This window comes from Pseudomonas sp. S30_BP2TU TE3576 (genome assembly GCF_050436025.1).
Lineage (GTDB): Bacteria > Pseudomonadota > Gammaproteobacteria > Pseudomonadales > Pseudomonadaceae > Aquipseudomonas.
In genome coordinates this window covers 4943995-4963878 of record NZ_JBNDLK010000001.1, presented here as the reverse complement: position 1 = coordinate 4963878, position 19884 = coordinate 4943995, and the positions used below count along the sequence as shown (strand labels likewise).

The following is a 19884-nucleotide window of genomic DNA, read 5'->3' as shown; positions in this document are numbered from 1 at the left end:
CAAATAATCCTCAGAAGCCCATGCTCAGATGTTCAGCGATAGGACCCAGCGCCAACGTCGGCAAGAAGGTCAGGCCGCCCACCAGCAAAATGGTCACAGTCAGCAAGGTCACGAACAGCGGGCCGTGGGTCGGGAAACTGTTCTGCCCGATCGGTGCGGTTTTCTTCATCGCCAGGCTGCCGGCCAGGGCCAGAACTGGGAGGATGTAGCCGAAGCGACCGATCAACATGCCCAGGCCCAGCATCAAGTTGTGGAACGAGGTATTGGCGCCGAAGCCACCGAAGGCAGAACCGTTGTTGGCGCTGGCCGAGGTATAGGCGTAGAGCAACTGACTGAAACCATGAGCGCCGGGGTTGCTCACGGCAGCCACCGGGCCTGGCAGGCTGGCGGCAATCGCACCGAGCACCAGTACGCCGATCGGCATGACCATCAGGGTCACCACCAGCAATTGCACTTCCCTGGCTTGCAGTTTCTTGCCGAGGTATTCCGGGGTGCGGCCGATCATCAGACCGGCGAGGAACACTGCGATCAGCACGTTGAGCAACATGCCGTAGAGCCCGGCGCCAACGCCACCGAAGATCACCTCGCCGACCATCATGTTGACCAGCGCCACCATGCCGCTCAGCGGGTTGAGGCTGTCGTGCATGCCGTTCACCGAGCCGTTGGACGCGGCCGTGGTGGTCACCGACCACAACACCGTGGCGGTGGTGCCGAAGCGCGCTTCCTTGCCTTCCAGCGGCGCGGCCTGTTCGACGGCGACGTTGTTCAGGGCCGGGTTCGGCTGGTATTCAGCCCATAGCGAGGTCGCACCGCCGATCAGGAACAGTGCCAGCATGCAGGTGATGATCGCGCGACTCTGACGCAGGTCTTTCACGTAGTGGCCGAAGGTAAACACCAGTGCCACGGGAATCAGGATGATCGACGCCAGCTCAAACAGATTGCTCCACGCCGTCGGGTTCTCGAACGGATGCGCCGAGTTCACGCCGAAGAAACCGCCACCGTTGGTGCCCAGTTGCTTGATCGCAATCTGGCTGGCAGCCGGGCCGAGCGGGATCACTTGATCAACGCCTTGCATCGTCACCGCATTCACATACTGCGCGAAGGTTTGCGGCACACCCTGCCAAACCAGGTACAGCGCCAGCAGAAGGCACAACGGCAGCAAGCCGTAGAGGGTGGCGCGAGTCATGTCGACCCAGAAGTTGCCGAGGCTTTTTGTCGACTTGCGACCGATACCGCGGCACAACGCGACCAATACCGCCAGGCCGGTGGCGGCACTGACGAAGTTCTGCACAGTGAGGCCGACCATCTGGCTCAAATAGCTCAGGGATGCTTCACCGCTGTAGCCCTGCCAGTTGGTGTTGGTCATGAAGCTGACGGCGGTGTTAAACGCCAGCGTCCACTCCTGACCCGGCAGGTTCTGCGGGTTCAGCGGCAGGTGGTCCTGGAACAACAGGATGGCGAACAACAGCAAGAAACCCGCGAGGTTGAAGGCAAGCAAGGCCAAGGCGTATTTCTGCCAGGTCTGTTCGGCTTGCGGGTCAACCCCGGCCAGCCGGTAACAGCCACGCTCGACCGGCCCGAGGACCGGCGTCAGCCACGTGCGCTGGCCTTCCATTACTTTGTAGTAGAAGCGCCCTAGAAACGGCGCCGGGACCAATACCAGGGCGAAAAAACCGAGGATCAGCCAATAGTCATAACTGTGCATAGCCGCTCCTAGTTCCGGTCCGCGCGCAGCAGCGCAACCAACAGATAAATGAACAGCCCCACTGCCAGCAGCAGTGACACCCCGTCCAGAACGCTCATGGAAGTTCTCCGTGTTACGGCGTATTGCCGCGTGTGGAGTCATTGTCGGAAAAGAGGCTGTAAAGGAACGAGATCGAGGGTGCACGCAGGGCATAAAGAAAGCGTAAAGAGTAGGTTTACGCAGGGGTTACAGGGTGTTGGGAGGAGCTCCGCTGCACAAAACACCGGGAGTGTCGTACGCAGAACTCTAAATTGTGCGCGAGAGTAGTGATTGACGGCTGCAAGTCATGGATAATTCAGGCCGATTGGCGCGACGCAACTGAATGGGGTCAAGAACTCTTGCACCTCCCCGCTCACGCCTGCAAGCTACCGCTATTTGCATTACTGAAAAAGGCTGGCCCAACATGCGTATCCTTATTACCGGCGGAGCCGGTTTCATAGGCTCGGCCCTTGTTCGCGAGCTGATTCAACACACTGAGCATGATGTGCTCAACCTGGACAAACTGACTTATGCTGGCAATCTCGAGTCGCTGACCAGCATTGCCAACAACCCTCGCTACGAGTTTGTTCAGGCCGATATTGTTGATCAGGCGACCGTCAGAGCAGTACTGGCACGTTTCCAGCCTCACGCGATCATGCACCTGGCAGCGGAGTCCCATGTCGATCGCTCCATCGACGGGCCATCGGAATTCATTCAGACCAACATCGTTGGCACCTACAGCCTGCTCGAAGCCACCCGCTCCTATTGGCAAGCCCTCCCGGAGCCTGAGAAAAGCGCCTTCCGCTTTCATCACATTTCCACTGACGAGGTTTACGGTGACCTGCACGGTGTCGATGATCTGTTTACGGAAACGACGCCCTACGCGCCGAGCTCGCCCTACTCCGCCAGCAAGGCGGCGTCCGACCACCTGGTCCGCGCCTGGCAGCGAACCTATGGCCTGCCGGTGTTGCTGACCAATTGCTCGAACAATTACGGGCCGTTCCACTTCCCCGAGAAACTGATTCCGCTGGTCATCCTCAATGCATTGGCCGGCAAGCCTCTACCGGTGTATGGCAATGGCCTGCAAGTTCGCGATTGGCTGTTCGTCGAAGATCATGCCCGGGCACTGCTCAAAGTGGTGACCACTGGTACCGTCGGCGAGACCTACAACATCGGCGGGCACAACGAACAAAAGAACATCGACGTGGTGCGGGGCATCTGTGCCCTGCTTGAAGAACTGGCACCGCACAAGCCCGAGGGCGTTGCGCATTACGCCGACCTGATCACGTTCGTCCAGGATCGTCCTGGTCATGACTTACGCTACGCAATCGACGCCAGCAAGATTGAACGCGAACTGGGCTGGGTGCCCGAAGAAACGTTCGAAACCGGTTTGCGCAAAACCGTTCAATGGTACCTGGACAACATGGAATGGTGCCGCCGTGTTCAAGATGGCAGCTATCAGGGCGAACGCCTCGGTGCCATCAATTCCAAGGAGTTGCTCGCATGATGAAAGGCATCGTTTTGGCGGGTGGCTCTGGCACACGCCTGCATCCAATTACGCTCGGAGTGTCGAAACAGCTGTTGCCGGTCTACGACAAGCCCATGATCTACTATCCGATCTCGGTGCTGATGCTGGCCGGCATCAAGGATATTCTGCTGATCTCCACCCCGCAGGACCTACCTCAGTATCGCAATCTGCTGGGTGACGGCAGCCAGTTCGGGGTGAATTTCAGCTTTGCCGAGCAACCATCACCGGACGGTCTGGCCCAGGCTTTTCTGATTGGCGAAGAGTTCATTGGCGATGACCCTGTGTGCCTGATCCTGGGCGACAACATCTTCCATGGCCAGCACTTTGGCGAACAATTGCAGAACGCGGCAAAACGCTCCTCCGGCGCCACCGTGTTCGGTTACTGGGTCAAAGACCCCGAGCGCTTCGGTGTCATCGATTTCGACCGCGACGGCCGTGCGCTTTCGATCGAAGAAAAACCGAAAAAGCCGAAATCCAGTTATGCCGTTACCGGCCTGTATTTCTACGACAACGATGTGATCGAGATTGCCAAGGCGGTAAAACCTTCGCCTCGCGGCGAGCTGGAAATCACCGACGTCAACAATGCCTATCTGCAACGTGGCGATCTGCAAGTCGAACGCTTTGGTCGAGGTTTCGCCTGGCTCGACACCGGCACCCACGATAGCTTGCTCGAAGCCTCTCAATACGTGCAAACCATCGAACATCGTCAAGGCCTCAAAGTTGCCTGTCTCGAAGAGATAGCCTATGAAAATGGCTGGATCGACCGTGAACAACTGCTGGAACGCGCCCAATACTTCGGCAAGACGGGCTATGGCCAGTACCTGGCCAAATTGGCAGGGGAAGAGTAATGAGTCTGTGTGAGTCCGATTTGCCCCGTGACGAGACTGGATTGTTTCCATGAAAGTACTCATCAATGGCCGGCATGGTCAGGTCTCACACGAGCTGCAACGGCGACTGGGTGCGCTCGGCGAACTGATCGTATTGGGTCGCGATCAGCTCGATCTCGCGCAACCCGATCAGATTCGCCGTCAGGTGCAAAACGTGCGGCCCGATCTGATCATCAACGCGGCAGCCCATACAGCGGTTGATCTGGCAGAAAGCGAGCCGCAAAAAGCCTTTGCCATTAACTCGGTAGCTCCCGGCATCCTTGCCGAAGAAGCGCTGGCTCTCGATATTCCGTTGATACATTACTCAACAGACTATGTATTCGACGGGATGAAGCCCGGACCTTACACCGAGGACGACGCGCCAAATCCGCTCGGGGTGTACGGCAAGAGCAAGCTGGCCGGTGAACAGGCCATCAGGGACGTACAAGGTAAATATCTGATCCTGCGTACCAGTTGGGTCTATTCAACCCATGGCCGCAACTTTCTGCTGACCATGCAGCGTTTGCTGCAAGAGAAACCGGAGTTACGTGTAGTCGCCGATCAAATCGGAGCACCTACATGGGCCGGTACAATTGCCAACAGCACCCTTGCCCTGATTGAACGCTGGCAGGCGAACGAAGTTGCCAACTGGGGGACTTATCACCTGACCGCTCAAGGTGAAACCTCCTGGTTCGGCTTCGCCCAGGCGATCGGCGAAGCATTGCGACAACAGGGCAAACCCTGCGCCGACCTGCTACCGATTCCGTCCAGCGACTACCCGACACCCGCAGCCCGGCCGCTCAACTCGCGCCTGGATTGCAGTCGCTTGCAGCGCGATTGGGGCGTCAGTCAACCTGACTGGCAAACGGCGCTGCGCGAGTGCCTTGCTGAACAATGCTGAGCATCAACCGCTGCCCGCATTTGCATTGAGGCAGTCGGTGCCTGCATCGCGGCCGGTTTCGTGTACTTCATGCGCACCGCGCAATTGCGCGTCGACGCACCGGCGGATGTGATGTTGACCGGACATCGAAAGCGTTCGAGTGAACCTTGAACAACAGGCATAGAATGGGGGTGACAGCGATGGAACTGCGTTGAAACCCCATCACTCATAGTGGTATGCACGATCGGTTGGCGAACCCTCGCCAACCCGCCTGCTTTCAAGGAGAGTCCTATGCCCTGGTATGCCTGGTTGATTCTGGTCGTTGCCATCGGCTCGATCGTTGGTGGTCTGATGCTGCTGCGTGACACCGCCCACAAGGTCGAACTGACCGAAGAGCAACGTAAGCGCGTCGCCGAACGCAATGCGGAAATGGACGCCAAGGAAGCGCAGGACCGCTGACTGAAAACCCCGCCTTTAACGGCGGGGTTTGTTTTTGCGTGAAAACGCCTGAAATCATGCTGCTTTGTGCCCATATCGAAGCATCTGCATGTCTTTTAGAAGTAGAAGTACAGTCACCATGCAATTTTCATTGGTTAATATGGCCGCATTGATGCGGAGATATCAGATGCGTTACTCGCAGGACCATAAAGCCCAGACCCACCAACGCATAATCAAAGAAGCTTCAGCGCGATTTCGACGCGACGGTATCGGCGCGACCGGGCTGCAACCCCTGATGAAAGCACTGGGCTTGACCCACGGTGGCTTTTACTCGCACTTCAAGTCCAAAGACGAACTGGTGGAAAAAGCCTTGCAGGAGGCTGGCGAACAAGTCGACAAGTTGTGCGCGCAAATCTTCGCCGAGGAGCATCCACTCGAAGCCTTCATTGACGCTTATCTGTCCGAATGGCATCAAACCTCACCTCAGGAAGGCTGCCCGCTGCTGACCATTTCTTCGGAACTGGGGCTGCGTGGCCAACCGAGTCCAACCAGCGACGTCGTGCTCCAGGCGCGACTCGATCAGATCCAGAATACCCTTGACGGAGAGCGCACCGCCGACCGCAGCATCGTCATCATGTCTACGCTGGTCGGCGCCTTATTGCTATCCCGCAGCGTTGCCGACGCCGAGTTTGCCCAACGGATTCTCGACGTCGCACGCGAACACCTCAAACACTCGCAGGATTAACCCTGCCAACGCTTGAACAGCACACTGGCATTGACCCCGCCAAATCCGAAGCCGTTGGACAACGCATATTCGATGGCCATCGGCCGCGCATTGCCATGAACGATGTCCACACCTTCAGTGGCAGGGTCCGGATTCTCGAAATTGAGGGTCGCCGGCACGATCTGGTCGCGGATCGCCAGCAGCGTAAAGATCGCTTCTAGTCCTCCCGCTGCACCGAGCAAATGCCCAGTCGCCGATTTGGTGGATGTCACGGCGATGCCGTTTTGCGCACCGAACAGCGCCTTGATCGCCGCCAGCTCACCCAGATCACCCACTGGGGTCGAGGTTGCATGAGCATTCAGATGCTGAACCTGAGCCGGTGAAACACCGGCCTGTGCCAATGCCAACGACATCGCTCGCCGCGCACCGCTGCCGTCCTCGGGGCCTGCGGTCAGGTGATAGGCATCGGCAGTGGTGCCGTAGCCGACCAGCTCCGCCAGAGGTCGGGCGCCACGGGCCAGCGCATGGTCCAGAGACTCGATGACCAGCAGCCCGGCCCCTTCTCCCATGACAAAGCCATCGCGACCATTGTCGAAAGGTCGCGAAGCGCGCTCAGGCGTTTCGTTGTAAGCGCTGGACAAGGCGCGAGCAGCTGCAAACCCGGCAAGGCTGACCCGATCGATCGCCGCTTCCGCACCGCCGCACACCGCGATATCCGCTTCACCCGCACGAATCAGCCGCGCCGCATCACCTATCGCCTGAACCCCGGCGGCGCATGCCGTGACCGGCGCGCCCAATGGCCCCTTGAAGCCATGCTGGATCGACACATGACCTGCCGCGAGGTTGACCAGAAACGACGGGATGGTGAATGGCGACAAACGTCTCGGGCCACGACTATCGGTGGTGCGCACCGCGTCTGCAATCGAGCCAAAACCACCCACACCTGAACCGATGATGGTGGCCGTGCGCTCCTGGGCATTGGCATCCAGCGCTTGCCAGCCGGCTTGCTCCAGTGCCTGACGCGCGGCTTCCATGGCGAACAGAATGAAGCGGTCCATCTTCTTCTGTTCCTTGGGTGGAGTCGCCCGGTCCGGATCGAACCCCGCCTCCGGATCATCTGCCAGCGCAGGCACTGCACCGCCGACCTTGGCCGGCAGATCGGCAACCACCTCTTCAGGTAGATTACGCAGTCCGGAACGCCCGGCCAGCAGCCGCTTCCAGACCGCTTCGACACCGCTCCCCAGCGGCGACACCAGGCCCATGCCCGTTACAACCACACGACGATCATTCATACCGCACACACCTCAAGACGATTGATGGCGCTTACCGATAACGGGCAGCGGCCTTGCTTTTGGAAAGGTTAGGCGCCATCACATGACGCGCCGCCACGAACGCATCCCAATCCGCCGCATCGGGCAACGAAGGGATAGTGATCAATTCACCCTGATCCAGACCCGACAACGCAGCATCGACCATCTCACCTGCCTCCATCACCATTTCCGCAGGAATCTGCGACGCATCGATACCGGAGCGCTCCCAGATTTCAGTACGTGTCACACCGGGCAATACCGCCTGGACCTTCACCCCGGTGCCATCCAGCTCGGCGTTCAACGATTGAGTCAAGCTCAATACATAAGCCTTGCTGGCGCTGTACGTCGCGTTGAAGCGCTCAGGAAACAATGCCACCACCGATGCAATATTGATGATCGTGCCGCGCCCGACCTTGGTAAAACCGGCCGCAGCCGCCGCGGCCAATCGCGTGACAGCGGTGATATTCAACTGAATCATTCGCTCCAGTTGATCGGTATCGGCATTGGCCAATAGCCCCTCCGCCGCCACACCGGCGTTATTGAGCAACAGGCTGATGCTCGAATCGCTGCGTAACCGCTGTTCGAGTTGCAGCACATCTTCTTTTTGGGTCAGGTCCGCCTTCAGCACTTCGACCTTGATCCCATGTTCCGAGCGCAGCTTGCTCGCCGCCGCCTCCAGTCGCTGCTCGTCGCGAGCAACCAGCAACAAATCAAAACCGCGGGCTGCCAACCGCTCAGCGTAAACCGCCCCGATTCCGGAGGAAGCGCCGGTGACGAGGGCCATACCTTGGGACTGAACTGGATTCATGACTGTGCTCCTGATGGATGCTGAAGGACGCCTGACGCCAAAGCAGATCGACGCAAGCTTTTTTTATTATAGGCATAATCCAAACACAATATGATAGCCGTAATTTTTAGTTCCCGAGGAACGGCCGGTTCTCAGCAATGGCCCGGTCAGAATGAGAGTAGACCCTGAATGAACGTGAAACCGCACCGGGCGTCTGCAATGTAAACGACTGGCCCGCCGGGCAGAAGTCTCGCTACAGACAAAGGCCGATCAATGATCGGCCTTTGTCGTTCAATCACACGCTTAATTCACTTCGATCTTGTCGCGGTTTCGATCCAGAATCGCTTTGCCGATACCCTTCACTTCCAGCAATTCGTCAACTGACGCAAACGCACCATTACTTTCACGATAAGCAACAATCGCTTTGGCTTTTGCCTCGCCCACTCCAGCCAACTCGCGTTGCAGCGTAGGTGCATCAGCACTATTGAGATCGACTTTGCCGGATTGCGCCTTGGCGGCGACATCCTGCACCAGAGGAGCATTCATCACCTCAGGTGCACTGGCAGGCGCCGCGGTTGCCGCAAGAGAGGCGCTGGTGAGAAGGGCGAAAACCAGAGAGTAGAAACTGCTTGTACGCATTAGTGAAGCTCCATGCCATCGTTTGAGAAAGCAGCTTTTCCGAAGCTGCTCTCCAAACTTAGGCCATGTCGTGGGAGTGTCAAAAATGTGTACGTTACAGGATATGAAAAAATCAGGGCTCCAGGCGGCGCTGCTGGTAGATCCAGTCGACAATCTCACCGTCTGGGGTATAGCCGCTGACCGTATCGCGCAACAGTTGGCGAACGCGCGCATAGTCGTCCTGATCCACCGCGGCAAGCAACTCGGTCAACTTGATCTTCAGCAAATCCCAGGACAGGTGATCCTCGTTGGCAGTCATGATCATCGGGTGCTGAGTTGCCGACACGTTGTCACCGATCAGCAGCTCTTCGTAAAGCTTCTCGCCCGGACGCAGCCCGGTGAACTCGATAGCGATGTCGCCATGCAGGTTTTTTTCCGAGCGCACGCTCAGGCCGGACAAATGGATCATCTTCTCGGCCAGCTCGACGATCCTCACGGGTTCGCCCATGTCCAGGACAAAAACATCACCGCCCTGCCCCATGGAGCCCGCCTGAATCACCAGCTGCGCCGCTTCAGGGATGGTCATGAAGTATCGAGTGATCTTCGGATGCGTGACAGTCAGCGGACCGCCCGACTTGATCTGTTTGTGAAACAACGGAATGACCGAACCCGACGATCCGAGGACGTTACCAAACCGCACCATCGTGAAGCGCGTTTTGTTCACGCGCGAAACGTTGCTCATATCACCAAACAAAACCGGGGCCAACTCACGACTCAACGCTTGCAACGTCAACTCGGCAAGGCGCTTGGTACTGCCCATGACATTGGTAGGCCGCACGGCCTTGTCGGTCGAAATGAGGACAAAGTTGGCCACCCCTGCCTGGAGCGCAGCCTGGGCCGTATTAAGCGTGCCGATCACATTATTGAGCACGCCTTCGGCAATGTTGTGTTCGACCATGGGGACATGCTTGTAGGCTGCGGCGTGATACACCGTGTCCACTCGCCAGGTTTTCATGACATCGAGCAACTTGTGCGGGCTACGAACCGACCCAAGAATCGGCAACAGACGAATGGACAGTGACTCTCGTGCGACCCGTTGCTCCAGTTCAGACAGAATGCTGTAGAGATTGAACTCACTGTGTTCAAACAGTAGAAGCGTTGTCGGGCGCAGTGCCAGAATTTGCCGGCAAAGCTCGGAGCCAATGGAGCCCCCGGCGCCCGTGACCAACACGGATTGCCCGGTGATGCAATGTTCGAGCAAATCAGCCTGGGCCGGGACAGCGTCACGCCCGAGCAGGTCGGCAATGTCTACTTCCTGAATATCGTCGACCTTGACCCGGCCGCTGGCCAGGTCCATGAAACCCGGGACGCTTCGAACGTGCAACGGAAAGCCTTCGAGAAACCCGAGAATCTCGCGGCGGCGTCCACGGTTGGACGAAGGAATAGCGAGGAGAATTTCCTGAGCGCCAGTGTTGTCGATCATCTGCTGGATATGTTTGGGCTTGTACACCTGCAATCCGGAGATCACTCTGTCGGCGATTCCGCTATCGTCATCGATGAAAGCCACAGGCCGCATGACCCGCCCCATCCGTAGCGCAGTAACGAGTTGATTACCTGCCGCCCCCGCGCCGTAGATGGCCACTTTCGGCAGACCGTCATCCCGGCTGGTAAACGGGACGTGCTGAGCAGCACTGAACCAGTCGCCCATAAAATACTGACGCATGGCCAGGCGCAGCCCGCCGATCATGATCAGGCTCAACCACCAATAGTTGAAAATGATCGAACGAGGAACGACGTTTTGATGATTGCTGTACCAGTACACCACAACGCCAAGAATCAAGGACGATAGTGTCACCGCCTTGATAATGGCAATGAGCGCGTCATTTCCAAAGTAACGCATGACGGCACGGTACATGCCAAAGCGGATGAAAAGAGGAATGGCGACGACAGGTGCACTGACAAAAAGCCAGACGTGCTGAGTGAACGGGTTGACCAACTCGTCCAGACCAAGACGCACGACAAACGCCATCCACAGGGCAATCAAGACCAACAAGATATCAGTCAGAACCTGCAGAATACGTTTATGTCGTCTTGGCAGACTTAACAACTTTGCCCGAATCTTATCCATAACCCCTCTAAACACCTCTCGAAGCTCCGAGCATTGATACAGCAACTACAGCTTTCGGTAACTCACTTGCCGATAAAGCAATACTCAAAAACCAATGCGTCCATCACGCCTTGCCAGCGACTTCCAGCTCGCCTGCGTGATACTTGAAAGCCAGCAACACCAGAGGTACGTAGGCCAGGACCAACCCTGCCACGCCGTCGAGATACTGCATGACGACCAATATAGCCACTGGCACTAACCACAACAAATTGATCGCGGTTATTGCCAGCGTGACCGCCCGATGGCTGCCATATTTTCGGGAAGCATACTGGTATCCATGGCTGCGATGGGCCTCATAAACCTTATCCCCACGCAATAGCCGACGAATGAGGGTAAAGGTCGCATCAACAATAAAGACGCCCAACAAAATGAGCCACGCCCAGAGAAACAGTGGGTTCGTCCATGCTGCATAAAGCGACATCACCGCCAACACGATGCCCAGAAAACCACTGCCGGCATCGCCCATGAAGATCTTCGCCGGCGGGAAATTCCAGACAAGGAAACCCAAGACGGCCATCGCCAGTACAAGCGGGGCAATGGCGAGGCTGGTGTGGCCTGCGATCCAGTACACCAGGCAAGCACCGAGACAGGCGCAAATCGCCTCGATGCTGGCCAAACCATCAATACCATCCATAAAGTTGTAGAGATTGAGCATCCAGACCAGATAGAACGCCCCGATGACATAACCGAACCAGCCGAGATTGAACTCGAGACCGAACAGGCTGATCGGCGCCATTCCCCCAATCCAGAACAATGCCCAGATGGCACCACCGAAATGCGCAAGCAGGCGCCAACGCGCAGCAATATGCCCATGGTCGTCGAGAAAACCAATGATCGCGATCCAGCCGCCAGCCCCCAACAGAGCCAGCGCCACCGGCCAGGCGACGGCATCTGTCCAGGCCAGGACAGGCAGCGCAATCAGGAAACTCAGGACGATAGCCACGCCACCACCCCGAGGGGTCGGGACCGAATGTGAGCTGCGCGCATTAGGAACATCTATCAAGCTGCGTGCCAATGCGTATTTGCGCAATGCACCTGTGCCCAAGAATGAAACACCCACCACCAACGCCAACAACCAAATTGTGTTCAAAGGTCAACTTCCTGAAACAGCCAAAACCAATTCTGCAATTGAACCGGCACTGTCATAAGCCAGCTTAGCGCTGCCTTTCCTTGTAGTAGTTGGCAGCCGACGCAAGCGCCTCATCGACGCTGACCGGTGGAACCCAGCCGAGCAATTCCCGAGTCTTGCTTATATCGACTTGCAACGAACCGCACAGTCGTTGCGACAAGGCTTGCTTGCCCAAAAGCTGCGCACCCCGTTCAAGCAACACGCTTGGCACAGGCAACAAGCGCGCAGGTTTACCCAATGCCTTTGCCATCCGCGTCAACAATTGCGTCGTGGACAAATCCTCTCCATCGCTGACGAGGAAGGTCTGATTGGCGGCGGCCGGATGACGGATGCAGGTCACGATCAAATCAGAAAGATTTTCCAGCGCGACCAGACTGCGCCGATTATGGATAGCCCCGAATGGCAAGGGTATTCCCTTGTCCAGCCAACGCATCATGTTCAGAAAGTTGGCTCTCACACCCGGGCCGTAAACGAGCACCGGACGGATGATCACCACTTCCATCCCGGAGACGCTCGCAATTTCGCGCAACCCTTGCTCGGCCTCCATTTTCGAAATGCCGTACGGATCGCCAGGTGCAGGTGTCGCGTCGGCGAAGTAAGGCTGATTGAGCGGCGTACCTTCGCCATTCACCTTGATCGAACTGATGAACACAAAGCGACGAACGCCCAATGAAGCAGCCTGCCGGGCGAGGCTCAGCGTGCCTTCGACATTCACCTTGCGAAACGCCTCCAGCGGATCGGACTCGGTGTCATTCATGACGTGAACGCGAGCCGCGCCATGAATGACAACCTCCACTTGATCCAGCGCCTGTGACCAATCGGTATCGGCACTGAGCCCGGCGGTTCGAACGGTAGTAACGCGCGACGGACAGTCAGGCAAGGCGTGCCCACGAATGGCTGCCACCGGTTCCAGATCGTCAGAGGCCGCCAAACGCCCCAATACCGCGCGACCAACGAAACCCGTAGCACCTGTCAATAAAACACGCATTTTTCAGACCTCGACGACGCTCAGGATTTCGACCAGACAGTACGATTGATGTAGTCGGTGTAACTCAACACGACCCGAACGACCTGCTTCGACACAGGACCTGCCTGGTAATCCCTCACGACCGGGATAACGCGCCGAGTGCGATCGTGCTGGCTAGTCACCACACGAACGGCATCCAGAACGCCCTCCACTTTCAGACCACTCATGATGAGCGTGCCTTCATCCATTCCCTCTGGACGCTCGTGCGCATTACGAATGGTAATGGCAGGCAGATTCAGAAGAGAAGCTTCCTCAGTGATGGTGCCGCTATCGGACAGCACGCAAAACGCCGACATCTGCAACTTGATGTAGTCGAGCAGACCGAATGGCTTCGAGAAACGAATCAGCGGGTGGTCCAGCGATTCGCCTATCGCTTCCAGACGCTTGCGGGTACGAGGATGCGTGGAAACGATGATGGGGTACTGGTACTTGTCGGCCAGGGCTCGCAGCGTTTTGAGCAAGTCGCGAAGGTTCTCCGGCGTATCGACGTTTTCCTCACGGTGAGCGCTGATGATGAAGAACTTGTCCTGCTCCAGGCCTTCTCGCGCCAACACGTCGGAAGTAAGGATTTTCGGCATGTAATAGTCGAGCACCTCCTCCATGTGCGATCCGGTCTTAATGATCGTTTCAGGACGAATCCCTTCAGCGATCAGGTAACGCCGGGCATGCTCGGTCAGGACCATATTGATATCGCTGAGGTGATCGAGCACTTTGCGATTCAATTCTTCAGGGACGCGCTGATCAAAACAGCGGTTACCGGCTTCCATGTGGAACACCGGAATCTTGCGGCGCTTGGCGGCAATGACGGCCAGACAGGTATTGGTATCGCCGTAGAGCAGCAGCGCATCAGGCTTTTCGGCCTCAAACACTTCATCCGCCTTTGAAATCACTTCGGCGATGGTCTTGGCTGCAGTTTCACCGGCGGCACCCAGGAAATAATCAGGCTTACGAATTTCAAGATCATCGAAAAAAACCTGATTCAATTCGAAGTCGTAGTTTTGACCCGAGTGAACCAGCACGTGATTAACCTGTTTATCAAGCTCGGCAATGACGCGGCTCATCTTGATAAGTTCTGGTCGTGTACCAACCAGCGTCATGACCTTAAGCATCAAGTTGCTCCTGAATGTATTCCAGATTCAAAAGAACTTTCTTCACGCCTTCTACATCGAGACGTTCAGTATTATGGGAGGTGTAGTCGTCGAGATCGGATATCTCTTGTTCGCCCTCGACAAAGAACTTTTTGTAGTTGAGGTCGCGATTGTCCGAAGGAATGCGGTAGTAGCGCCCCATGTCCTCGGCCTTGGCCATTTCTTCACGGGAGATCAGCGACTCGTAAAGTTTTTCGCCATGGCGGGTACCGATGACCTTGACCGCATTGTCGCGAGCAAACAGCTCCTTGAGCGCTTGCGCCAGGTCCGCCACTGTCGAAGCAGGTGCTTTCTGGACAAAAATATCACCTTGCTCGGCATGCTCGAACGCGTGCAGAACCAGGTCGACAGAATCCTCGAGCGACATCAGGAAGCGTGTCATGTTCGGGTCGGTGACGGTCAGCGGCTCGCCACTCTGCAGCTGTTTGATGAACAACGGGATCACCGAACCGCGCGATGCCATGACGTTACCGTAGCGGGTTGCGCAGATCACTGGACCTGTCGCCGGAATCATCCGCGACTTGGCAACCATCAGCTTTTCAGCCATGGCTTTGGAAATACCCATGGCATTGATCGGGTAAACAGCCTTGTCGGTACTGAGAACAACAACGCGTTGTACACCCGAAGCAATGGCCGCATTCAACACGTTTTCGGTACCCATGACGTTGGTACGCACGGCTTCCATCGGGTAAAACTCGCAGGAAGGCACCTGCTTCAGGGCAGCGGCGTGGAAAATGTAATCCACCCCCACCATAGCCTGATCGAGGCTGTCGCGATCACGTACGTCACCGATATAGAACTTCACTTTGTCATTCGACAAAGCAATGCGCATATCTTCCTGTTTTTTCTCGTCTCGGCTGAATACGCGAATTTCTTTTACGTCGGTATCCAGAAAACGTTTCAACACCGTATGGCCAAACGAGCCCGTACCGCCCGTGATCATCAAAACTTTATTATCGAACATAACGACCTTCCCAAACCTGATTGAATTTAATGATCAACGCAACGCGCGCATCGATTTAACCAATTCCAACCATGAAGGTGGAACGTAACCGGTTGCAGCCTGAAATTTCGAGGAGTCCAGCGAGCGATCTATAGAAACTTGACTATCCGCGATGATATCGATTTCCTTTTCGTATATTTCCGCGACCAGCTTCAGAAGAGACAACTTGTCGATCGGCGCCACCGAAACATGATAAAGGCCGTGGAGCTCTGGATTCGGGATCACGTAATCGCGAATGACGCGTGCCAGTTCTACGGTAGGAAGCCCCGAAAAAATAGCCTTCTCATAACCCTTGACCGGCCCGTTCTGGGACAGGAACCAGTCCACCAGCGAATACTGGCTCCCTAGTTCGTGACCAATGATCGAGGTCCGCAGCGTAACGGCATTCAGTTCCGCGTGAAGCTCACCGATGTACTTGGACTTACCGTAGAGATCCTCTGCATCGGAGATATCCTCCTCGGTGTACATGCCTTTGCGGCCAGAAAACACGCAATCGGTGCTGATATGAATCAGGCGAGAACCGGACAACGCGCACAACTTGGCAATGCGATGCGGCAACATGGCATTGATAGGGAGTGCGGAAAGGGGGTCCTTGGCATCAGCCAATTGTTTGATCAGCCCGATGCAGTTGATGACGACATCCGGCTTGACCCGTGCCAGCACCGAAACCAGCGAGTCTTGGTCAAGCACGTCGACATTACTGATCAACGAACTGTGCATGTCCTCAGAGAAGTATTTTGCGCCACCCGGATTGCGCAAAGTGCCCCACACCTCATAGTGCGGGTTTCCATGGAATTGCCTGAACACTGTGCTACCCAGCATTCCGGTGACCCCTAACACGAGAACTTTCATTTTGAGCTACCTTTAAATTCGTTGATCCTGCTACTGAGGATTTCGACCAGACGCTGGCTTTGCCGCTCCATTTCGAAATGCTCGAGGTAGTACGCCCGACCTGCCTGCCCCAACGATTCCCGCTCATCCGAAGTCATGCGGAAAAGTTGCTCAATGCAATTGGCCATACCTTCGGCATCTTGCGCCGCAGTGGTCAGACCGGCTCCCGCCTCTTGAATGACGCGCGCACCCTCACCGTCCAGTGCGGCGATGATCGGCCTTCCCGCTGCCAGGTAAGCCTGGACTTTACTAGGGATGGTATAGGAGAACGCCTCATCCTGCTTCAACGTCACCAACAATCCCGCGGCACGGCTGAAAAAATGTGGCATTTCACTGACAGCAAAGCGTCCGGCGAGGACAAGGTTGTCCAACGCGCGGGACTGCTTCTGGGTTTCGATCCAGCTCGACATACTGCCGCTACCGACCAGGACAATCCTGACCTCCGACAAATGGCGCAGCTTGTCGGCTACCTCAACAAGAGTTTCGACCGACTGTGCGGTCCCCAGGTTTCCGGCAAAAACCAGACAGAAATGATTGTCTAGTTCTGCAAGCAATGGCGCAGGAATTCGCGTCTCTTCGACACTCGGCGGTACGTCTTGGTAGGAGTTAGGGTAATACACTACCTTGCCAGGGTTGGCATAACGGGCAACCGGCTCGCGGAACGCCCGCGACTGAACGAGAAGCGTATCGACGAAAGCATAAATGCCTTTGACTAGCCATCCCACAACCCCCAAAACCGCCTTGTTTTTTATGAATCCGGTTGCACTCAAACTCTCCGGCCAGAGATCCTGAACCCAAACGGCCAGATGACTTTTGAGCTTCCACTTCAAGTAAATCGCAGGAATTACCGAGGTTATAGGAGACGGCGCAAACACAAAAATCGCGTCAAAACGCTCACCCTTTACTGCACCCGGGTAAAACTTCAGGCCATTTAAGATAAATGACAAATAGTTCAACACGAGATTTTTCGCCCCGGAAGAACCACGTGGCCTGAGTGGCGCACGGCAAACACTAACGGAAGACTCGAATTTCTCTTCCTGATATCCAGAAGCACTGTAACCGCCAAAGACAACGCCATCAGGGTAGTTCGGCTTGCCAGTAAGAACCTTTATGACGTGCCCTTGACCAGCCAAGTTCTTGACCAAATCATTAATAATGAAAGACTCGGGCCAAAAATATTGCGTAACCACCAGAATTTTCATCTAGCAAGCACCTTCTTTTGAGCGTTTGGCCAACACCGGCAACTCGGGCCAAGTCTTTTTCGAGGTACTTTCCCAATCAAACTTTTCACCCTGCAAAACAGTCGCACTGGGCAACTTACTCAATTGCTCAGGAGTTGATAGTGCCTCAGTCAGCACATCACTTATATTCATTGAATAAAACGGAGAAAAACAAAGTGCTGCATTTTTTCCGAATTCCGGAATGGTCATTACATCGGAGTAAATCATCGGCCTTCCGGACGCCAGTGCTCCCAGAAGAATATTTGTGTAGTTCTCGCAGGACGATGCAAAAATATTCAAATATGAGCCCCTGCAGTACTAATTCTGCTATATAGCTCATCAATCGGAGTCGGCGCAGTAACAATAAATTCGTTGCAACCAGCTAATTCGCGCGGCTCCAAGCAAAAACTCAGCCCCGATGCAGATTTTAATTCGCCGTCAGATACCTCGCGCGTAGCATCATGACCGGAATTCAGCGCACCAACCCTTGCTTTGCTGATATCAAACCCAACCACACGCATTCTCTTGCCAAACTCTACAGCCAGCGGCAGGCCCACATAACCGAGACCTACAACGGCCAAATCTACATCTTTGAGTTTAAGCATTGAATTCACTTGCCACCATTTGCCGGGCCGATCGTAAATCATTTCATTATTTTACAGATTCAGAAATCGGAACTACAACCGCTAAAATCAGAAATTATACCGAATGTGACTATAGGAACCATAACCATTTTCAAACGGTTGCATCAACCGCGTTCAGCCTGATGCCGGCAGTTCTACGTACGATTAAGCTCTCCTGACAACCCGATAATGTCAGGCCCAGCAGTAGTACGGATAGCCATAGAGGTTTATCCAAGAGCCCGGCGCTACAGGATGGAGGTCGCATCCCCATCGGCACCAATGGAGCTTGATTCGTAGCAACCATCCGCCGTCCCTCCGCCACCCACCGCCAGGCAAGCAAGCACCTACCTATCAAGATCAATAGATAGAGTTGCTTTCTTTTCTGGAGAGGGATAGGTATTCAAAAAAACCCGACAGATGTCGTGCGATATTGCACTACGCGGCATGTCGAGGAGAAAGAGATAGCGATCAAATTTTGTCAACCAGAAGCAAAAGCTCACAAACTTTGTAGCTCCCGAAAGAACTTTAAGATTCCGCCACATTTCAAAAATGAAAAATTTTCTATTGAACTACCTATTGAAATACAAAGGGCTTTCTCACTTAAATCTTTACACAACATCAAATCTTGACTTAAGAGCCTTTGGCCCGAGTTTGATAACAGAGCATACAAAAGAAAGTATAGCTCGGCATCTACTGAATCGAATTTCAAAATTTGGGTAACAGGTCGTCAAATCGATAAATTTTGAAGTCGTATCTTCGATATTGAACTGAGCAGCTTTAGCCCTGTGCGCATCAGATAGAGCGTTGTATTGGGAAGCGTCCATTCGATATAGCATTTCTATGCATTCGGCAATAGGAACTCGACGCGTTGTGGCCGAAGCCTCATTGTATGAGTAGCCGTCAATTTCCGAAAAAAAGCCACAAGTATGAGGAGTCGATATTGATTCTATACCAACAATTGATGGCACACCCGCTGCAGAGGCCTCAATAAGAGTGGTACCGGAACCTATAACGCAAAATGCATCATTAAAAATCTCAGGAAGATCCGTATACTTAACTTCACCCATAAAGTGGACAAACTGCGCTACACCACACTGAACAGAGTAATCTTCAAGCGCTTTTCTTTCGGGCCCGTCACCATATATGAAATACTGAAAATCATCGACAAGTCGTAAGCTAGACAGTATAGATATCACGTGTCTATTGTAAACTTTAAAATCTACAAGACGACCAACAGACAACAGCTTTAATGACAGCTTGCCAGGATAACACTTCCTATAATTTTCAAGTGATACCCCCAAAGGCAACAACGCCACCTCACTATTATCTAAAGCCTTGTACGTAGCTGCAATCTCCGCAGTACTCTCATTGGGAAATAGAGTGAGCTTTACATTCTGATCGTACAATTCAAGCATCTTTTTTCTAAAATAGATATTTCGATCGCGCCACCATACAATTTCTCGAGAGTGGTAGATGCCGATAGATAGCGCACCGAAAGAATATTTTTTCCGCTGGAAGTACATATATGCCAGAGTCAATAAATCAACTACATGTACCACATCAAAATGAGTATGAGAACGCGCACTCGCAGGCACTAAAGCGTTTAGCCAACTGGACGCTCCAAAAAATGGAAAATACTCAACAACATGAACTGTTGCGACAGACGATAGCTTTTGAAAGAGTAAATTATCATGCTTACTGGAAAGCAAAATCACAGTAACGGTGTGGCCCTGCTTCTGTAATTCGGTGGCCAATCGGACCACGTAGGTTTCTACGCCACCCATGGATAGCCCACCCATCAC

The 19884-nt window shown here is 54.8% G+C and carries 20 protein-coding genes; 5 read left to right on the top strand and 15 right to left on the bottom strand.

The genetic code is table 11. From position 1 onward, the window contains the following. Positions 1-10 precede the first annotated feature (10 nt). Both kdpA and kdpF read right to left on the bottom strand, forming a co-directional pair. Complete coding sequence (kdpA, locus tag ABIA48_RS22665) at positions 11-1705, bottom strand: potassium-transporting ATPase subunit KdpA (RefSeq protein ID WP_429491468.1); 1695 nt, start codon at positions 1703-1705, stop codon at positions 11-13. A gap of 8 nt (positions 1706-1713) precedes the next feature. Further along, on the bottom strand, positions 1714-1803 hold the full coding sequence (kdpF, locus tag ABIA48_RS22660) for a K(+)-transporting ATPase subunit F (RefSeq protein WP_007899818.1): 90 nt from the start codon (positions 1801-1803) through the stop codon (positions 1714-1716). Between the two features lie 344 nt (positions 1804-2147). Here kdpF and rfbB point away from each other — a divergent pair, with 344 nt between their 5' ends. The 5 genes from rfbB to ABIA48_RS22635 all read left to right on the top strand — a co-directional run bounded on the left by rfbB (position 2148) and on the right by ABIA48_RS22635 (position 6180). Next, entirely contained in the window at positions 2148-3230 is a 1083-nt protein-coding gene (rfbB, locus tag ABIA48_RS22655; protein WP_429491466.1) for a dTDP-glucose 4,6-dehydratase, read from the top strand. Then, a complete protein-coding gene (gene rfbA / locus ABIA48_RS22650; RefSeq protein WP_204934206.1) occupies positions 3227-4099 on the top strand; it encodes a glucose-1-phosphate thymidylyltransferase RfbA in 873 nt (290 codons plus the stop codon). The genes rfbB and rfbA overlap by 4 nt, the downstream gene beginning before the upstream one ends. Before the next feature lie 49 nt (positions 4100-4148). Next, on the top strand, positions 4149-5018 hold the full coding sequence (gene rfbD / locus ABIA48_RS22645; protein ID WP_429491464.1) for a dTDP-4-dehydrorhamnose reductase: 870 nt from the start codon (positions 4149-4151) through the stop codon (positions 5016-5018). Positions 5019-5288: 270 nt separating this feature from the next. Continuing rightward, positions 5289-5456, top strand: a complete 168-nt coding sequence (locus ABIA48_RS22640; RefSeq protein ID WP_310054849.1) for a DUF2897 family protein — start codon at positions 5289-5291, stop codon at positions 5454-5456. 166 nt (positions 5457-5622) lie between these two features. Continuing rightward, the gene (locus ABIA48_RS22635) at positions 5623-6180 is read left to right on the top strand and encodes a TetR/AcrR family transcriptional regulator (protein ID WP_429491462.1); all 558 of its coding nucleotides are present in this window, start codon (positions 5623-5625) and stop codon (positions 6178-6180) included. On the opposite strand, the gene fabF is transcribed toward ABIA48_RS22635, so the two are convergent. The 13 genes from fabF to ABIA48_RS22570 all read right to left on the bottom strand — a co-directional run bounded on the left by fabF (position 6177) and on the right by ABIA48_RS22570 (position 19866). Continuing rightward, complete coding sequence (fabF, locus tag ABIA48_RS22630) at positions 6177-7451, bottom strand: beta-ketoacyl-ACP synthase II (RefSeq protein ID WP_429491460.1); 1275 nt, start codon at positions 7449-7451, stop codon at positions 6177-6179. The genes ABIA48_RS22635 and fabF overlap by 4 nt on opposite strands. A gap of 31 nt (positions 7452-7482) precedes the next feature. Further along, complete coding sequence (locus tag ABIA48_RS22625) at positions 7483-8277, bottom strand: SDR family NAD(P)-dependent oxidoreductase (RefSeq protein ID WP_429491457.1); 795 nt, start codon at positions 8275-8277, stop codon at positions 7483-7485. 282 nt (positions 8278-8559) lie between these two features. Next, positions 8560-8895: a ComEA family DNA-binding protein gene (locus tag ABIA48_RS22620; RefSeq protein WP_310054844.1), complete on the bottom strand. Its 336-nt coding sequence runs from the start codon at positions 8893-8895 to the stop codon at positions 8560-8562. 112 nt (positions 8896-9007) lie between these two features. Then, positions 9008-11002: a polysaccharide biosynthesis protein gene (locus ABIA48_RS22615; protein ID WP_429492917.1), complete on the bottom strand. Its 1995-nt coding sequence runs from the start codon at positions 11000-11002 to the stop codon at positions 9008-9010. 103 nt (positions 11003-11105) lie between these two features. Next, positions 11106-12131 carry an MraY family glycosyltransferase gene (locus tag ABIA48_RS22610; RefSeq protein ID WP_429491455.1) on the bottom strand — a complete coding sequence of 342 codons (1026 nt, stop codon included), beginning with the start codon at positions 12129-12131 and terminating at the stop codon, positions 11106-11108. A 64-nt stretch (positions 12132-12195) separates the two neighbouring features. After that, entirely contained in the window at positions 12196-13158 is a 963-nt protein-coding gene (locus ABIA48_RS22605; RefSeq protein WP_429491453.1) for a UDP-glucose 4-epimerase family protein, read from the bottom strand. Between the two features lie 20 nt (positions 13159-13178). Further along, positions 13179-14306 carry a non-hydrolyzing UDP-N-acetylglucosamine 2-epimerase gene (gene wecB, locus ABIA48_RS22600; protein WP_429491451.1) on the bottom strand — a complete coding sequence of 376 codons (1128 nt, stop codon included), beginning with the start codon at positions 14304-14306 and terminating at the stop codon, positions 13179-13181. Then, positions 14299-15309, bottom strand: coding sequence for a polysaccharide biosynthesis protein (locus ABIA48_RS22595; RefSeq protein WP_310054834.1), 1011 nt, complete (start codon positions 15307-15309; stop codon positions 14299-14301). Before ABIA48_RS22595 ends, wecB begins: the two co-directional genes overlap by 8 nt. Before the next feature lie 33 nt (positions 15310-15342). After that, complete coding sequence (locus tag ABIA48_RS22590; protein WP_429491448.1) at positions 15343-16200, bottom strand: dTDP-4-dehydrorhamnose reductase family protein; 858 nt, start codon at positions 16198-16200, stop codon at positions 15343-15345. Beyond that, positions 16197-17441 (bottom strand): glycosyltransferase family 4 protein, encoded by a 1245-nt coding sequence (locus tag ABIA48_RS22585; protein ID WP_429491446.1) that lies wholly within the window; start codon positions 17439-17441, stop codon positions 16197-16199. Before ABIA48_RS22585 ends, ABIA48_RS22590 begins: the two co-directional genes overlap by 4 nt. Beyond that, positions 17442-17687: a hypothetical protein gene (locus ABIA48_RS22580; protein WP_429491444.1), complete on the bottom strand. Its 246-nt coding sequence runs from the start codon at positions 17685-17687 to the stop codon at positions 17442-17444. It abuts the gene before it with no gap. 68 nt (positions 17688-17755) lie between these two features. Next, entirely contained in the window at positions 17756-18064 is a 309-nt protein-coding gene (locus ABIA48_RS22575; protein ID WP_429491442.1) for a hypothetical protein, read from the bottom strand. A gap of 626 nt (positions 18065-18690) precedes the next feature. Further along, positions 18691-19866, bottom strand: coding sequence for a glycosyltransferase family 4 protein (locus ABIA48_RS22570; protein ID WP_429491440.1), 1176 nt, complete (start codon positions 19864-19866; stop codon positions 18691-18693). Positions 19867-19884: the final 18 nt, after the last annotated feature.